This is a genomic window from Methylobacterium sp. E-065 (assembly GCF_022829605.1).
Lineage (GTDB): Bacteria > Pseudomonadota > Alphaproteobacteria > Rhizobiales > Beijerinckiaceae > Methylobacterium.
In genome coordinates this window covers 1-426 of record NZ_JAKSYD010000266.1, presented here as the reverse complement: position 1 = coordinate 426, position 426 = coordinate 1, and the positions used below count along the sequence as shown (strand labels likewise).

General features: G+C 72.8%; 1 protein-coding gene. It reads left to right on the top strand.

What is annotated here, in order from left to right; genetic code table 11:
• The coding region (locus MKK84_RS30960; protein ID WP_243926170.1) for a sugar transferase at positions 1-151 on the top strand (151 nt) is incomplete at its 5' end.
• Positions 152-426: the final 275 nt, after the last annotated feature.

The window sequence follows — 426 nt, the reverse complement described above, 5'->3', positions numbered from 1 at the left end:
GCTGTGGCAGGTGTCGGGCCGCTCGGACACGAGCTACGCCGAGCGGGTGGCGCTGGATCTGGACTATGCCAGCCGCTGGAGCCTGCGCCGGGACATCGCGATCATGCTGCGCACCATCCCGGCGGTGCTGGCCCAGCGCGGCAGCCGGTGAGGTCTCCGCTGCGGCGGGTGTGGGACGAACGCTGAGGCAGGCCCGGGCCGATGGCGCGGGCTTCGGGATCGGTCTACCACCCGACCCAGGCGGGGACGGGGACGGGCGGCGATGAAGGGTCTGTTGCTGAACGCGCTGCTCGGGCTGGGTCTGGGCCGGTTCGGCTCGGTTTGGTGGCTGCTGGCGTTCCTGCCGGTTGTGGCGGGCGAGCTGGCCTACGGGGTGTACGTCCACCACCTCAGCACCGGCGGGAGCATGCGGCGCGGCCTCGCCCT